The organism is Amycolatopsis sp. NPDC051071 (genome assembly GCF_040682875.1).
Taxonomy (GTDB): domain Bacteria; phylum Actinomycetota; class Actinomycetes; order Mycobacteriales; family Pseudonocardiaceae; genus Amycolatopsis.
Map to the genome: position 1 here is coordinate 1 of NZ_JBFBBY010000305.1, position 3,289 is coordinate 3,289.

General features: G+C 68.5%; 4 protein-coding genes. 1 reads left to right on the forward strand and 3 read right to left on the reverse strand.

The window, feature by feature from the left end; translation table 11 throughout:
- Nucleotides 1–39 precede the first annotated feature (39 nt).
- Entirely contained in the window at nucleotides 40–609 is a 570-nt protein-coding gene (locus AB0M65_RS40520; protein WP_364040879.1) for a TetR/AcrR family transcriptional regulator, read from the reverse strand.
- A gap of 137 nt (nucleotides 610–746) precedes the next feature.
- Between AB0M65_RS40520 and AB0M65_RS40525 the strand changes: the two genes are divergently transcribed.
- On the forward strand, nucleotides 747–2,174 hold the full coding sequence (locus AB0M65_RS40525) for an MFS transporter (RefSeq protein WP_364040882.1): 1,428 nt from the start codon (nucleotides 747–749) through the stop codon (nucleotides 2,172–2,174).
- Here the strand turns inward: AB0M65_RS40525 and AB0M65_RS40530 are convergent.
- Both AB0M65_RS40530 and AB0M65_RS40535 read right to left on the reverse strand, forming a co-directional pair.
- Nucleotides 2,171–2,524, reverse strand: a complete 354-nt coding sequence (locus AB0M65_RS40530) for a DUF3817 domain-containing protein (protein ID WP_364040885.1) — start codon at nucleotides 2,522–2,524, stop codon at nucleotides 2,171–2,173. The two genes, AB0M65_RS40525 and AB0M65_RS40530, sit on opposite strands and share 4 nt — an antisense overlap.
- Nucleotides 2,525–2,548: 24 nt before the next feature.
- A complete protein-coding gene (locus tag AB0M65_RS40535; RefSeq protein ID WP_364040888.1) occupies nucleotides 2,549–2,914 on the reverse strand; it encodes a hypothetical protein in 366 nt (121 codons plus the stop codon).
- Nucleotides 2,915–3,289: the final 375 nt, after the last annotated feature.

The window sequence follows — 3,289 nt, forward strand, 5'->3', positions numbered from 1 at the left end:
GGGGTCCCCATAGGACGAAATTTGTCCTATGGGGACCCCTCATGACACCCGGAGGCCGTCCACCACGATCGCCAGAAGCCGCTTCGTATCCTCTTCGGACGCCTTGCTCGCGGCGGAGCCCACCCCGTGCCCGAGCCGCAGGATGTCGACGCCGGTGACGTCCGCCCGCAGGACACCCTCCTCCTGAGCCGCCTTCACGATCGTGTCGGCCGCGGACCGCAGGCGCGATTGGCACCAGGCGAAGACCTCGGAGCCGGCGTCGACGGACGCCTTCAGTGTCATCGCGAGCCCGTGCTTCTCGACCACGTAGATGATGTGCGTCGCCAGCCACGTCTCGAGCGCCTGCCCCGGCGGTAGCTTTTCGAGCAGGTCGTACGCCTGCTGCGCCAGCCCGTCGATCTCGTCGCGGTAGACGGCCTCGATCAGCTTGTCGCGCGTCGGGAAGTGCCGGTACAACGTGCCCGCGCCCACTTCGGCGCGTTTGGCGATGTCGTCGGCGGGCACGTCGACACCGTCGGTGGCGAAAGCCTTCTTCGCCACGCCCACGATGCGCTCGTAGTTGCGCCGCGCGTCCGCGCGCATGGGCCGGGCCGGATCAGCAGTGACCATCAGCACCTCCTCGGGCGACAAAAACGGAGACATTCTCCGAATCCACTTGCGTAAGCGGAGACACTCTCCATATCATCGCTCACGACCTTAAGTGGAGAGTCTCTCCGCTTCATCTCGTTACGTCTTTGGAGTATTCCTTGACCGAGCGAACCCTGCGTGCCGAGCCTAGGCCCGAGACGACCGGGGCCCCACCACCTCCGCACCGGCTTGTCCTCCCGATCATTCTGACCTGCCAGCTCATGCTCATCCTCGACGCGACGGTGATGAACGTCGCGCTGCCCCGCATCCAGTCCGACCTCGGCTTCACCGACACCGGCCTGTCCTGGGTGATGACCGCCTACAGCCTCGTCTTCGGCGGCCTGCTGCTGCTCGGCGGGCGCGCGGGCGACCTGTTCGGCCGCCGCCGGATGTTCATCGCCGGGACGGCCGTGTTCACCGCCGCGTCCCTGCTCGGCGGCCTCGCCGGTTCGGCGGAGATGCTGATCGCGGCGCGGATCGCGCAAGGCGTCGGCGCCGCACTCGCCGGGCCGAGCACCTTGGCCCTGATCACCAGCACGTTCACCGAGGCCAAGGCGCGAGTGCGCGCGCTGGCGCTGTTCTCGGCGATGTCCAGCAGCGGTTTCGCGATCGGCCTGCTGCTCGGCGGCCTGCTGACCGAATGGATCTCGTGGCGCGCGGCGCTGTACATCAACGTCCCGTTCGGGCTCGCGATCGTCCTGCTCACCTCGCGCTACGTCGCCGATCCTCCTCGACGCCGCGCGCGACTGGACCTCCCCGGCGCTGTCACCGGCACCTTCGGCGTCGGCTCGCTCGTGTTCGCGTTCACCCATGCCGCGTCGCATGGCTGGGGCGACACGATCACCCTCGGCAGTCTCGCGGCCGGGCTGGCGCTGCTGGCCGCGTTCCTCCGGATCGAGACCAGGGTGAGCGAACCGCTGATCCCGTTGCGGCTGTTCGCCGAACGCAACCGGGCCGCGGCCTACGTCAACTTCTTACTCGGGCCGATGGCCATGATGTCGATGTTCTTCTTCCTGACCCAGTTCCTGCAGGACATCGCCGGTTTCGCCGCCTTGGAGACCGGCTTCGCGTTCCTGCCGATGGCCGTGTGCATGTTCCTGCTCAGCAGGCTGATCCCACGCCTGCTCCCCCGGTTCGGGCCGAAACCGCTCGCGCTGACCGGTACGGCGTTGATGACGGGCGGGGTCGTCTGGCTGACCACGCTCACCACCGACAGCGGCTACTTCTCCCACCTGCTCGGCCCGATGCTGCTGATGGGTGTCGGCGCCGGGCTGGCGTTCTCCCCGCTCAGCGTGATCATCATGGCGACGGTGCCCACCGATGACGCGGGCGCCGCCGGCGGGGTCCTGCAGACCATGCAGCAGGTCGGCGCGACGCTGGGGCTCGCGATCCTGATCACGGTGTTCGGCGCGGTGACCCGGACCCCGTCCGGGAGCCCGGCGGAGACCACCGTCGACGGGATGACCTCGGCGTTCACCATCGCCGCCGTGGTGACGGCGGCGTCCTTCCTGGTGGCGCTGACCTTCCGGCGCCGGGAACGGGCTTAGAGCTTCACGCCCGCGTGGACCTTGTGCGTGACCTTGCGCTCCATCACGAACGAGAAGAACGGGATACAGCCGGCGATCAGCACGAGCAAGGTGCCCTTCATCGACCAGCGGGCCTTGATCGCCAGATCGACCGCGAGCAGCAGATAGACCAGGTACAGCCCGCCGTGGACCATGGGGATCATCTTCACGAACTGGGGAAGTTCCACGCGGAAGACGTACTGAAGCAGCATCTCCACGACCAGCCCGAGCAGGGCGACACCGGTGGCGTAAGCCGCGACACGGAACCGGATCAGCGGCCCGCCCAGCGAGACCGAGCGGGCCGGGGCGGCGTCGTCAGTTCGGGTGGTCATAGGGATCTCGAACCTCTCTGGGAACTACTTGTCGCGAGCGTCGAGTTCGCGCAGGTACCGGTTGTAGGCGGCGAGCTCGTCGTCCTCGGGGGCGGGCTGGGGCGCCGGGACGACGCGCCGCCGGGGTGCGGGCACCTCCGGGACTGCGGCCTGTTCCGGGGTGTCGGCCTCGGCGGCGCTGCGACGGAGCTTGCGGATCCGCCAGAACATGAACGCGGGGAACAGCCCGAACAACGGCCATTGGAGCACGTAGCCGAGGTTCTGGAAGGTCCCGCTGGCCGAGGCGAACCGCTCCCACTGCCACCAGGCGAGCCCGCAGCACAGCGCCAGGCTCACCAGGCAGACGCCGACGATGCCGAGGCGGCGCAGGGTGACAGGCGATGCGGGCACGCATCGACGCTAGCACTGGCCGCGCGGCGAAAGCTCGGCGACCGGGCCCGTCGGGACCTTGGTCCCGGCTGCCCTCACCGGTCCCGCTGCCTGCCGCCGGTGTGTCATGAAAGGGTCTTTCCTGACGTTTTTTGTCCTGAAAGACCCTTTCCTGACACACGCTCGGCCCCGGAGCACCCTGACGCCCCGGCTCGACACCTCGGCGAGGGTCCGCGGACGCCGAGTGCCCCCAATGCGGCATTGGGGACGCTGAGCGTCTCCAATGTGACATTGGGGGCGTGCCCGCCCGAAGCCCGCCCGAGCAACGCAACCCACCAACACCCCACCCAGCGCGTGAAGGCCCCCTTCCCTCGACTCAGCCGAGGGAAGGGGGCC

What these genes read in the sequence shown, in the direction of transcription:
- AB0M65_RS40520 (WP_364040879.1), bottom strand. Translation starts at nt 609, where the DNA reads ATGGTCACTGCTGATCCGGCCCGGCCCATGCGCGCGGACGCGCGGCGC.
- AB0M65_RS40530 (WP_364040885.1), bottom strand. Translation starts at nt 2,524, where the DNA reads ATGACCACCCGAACTGACGACGCCGCCCCGGCCCGCTCGGTCTCGCTG.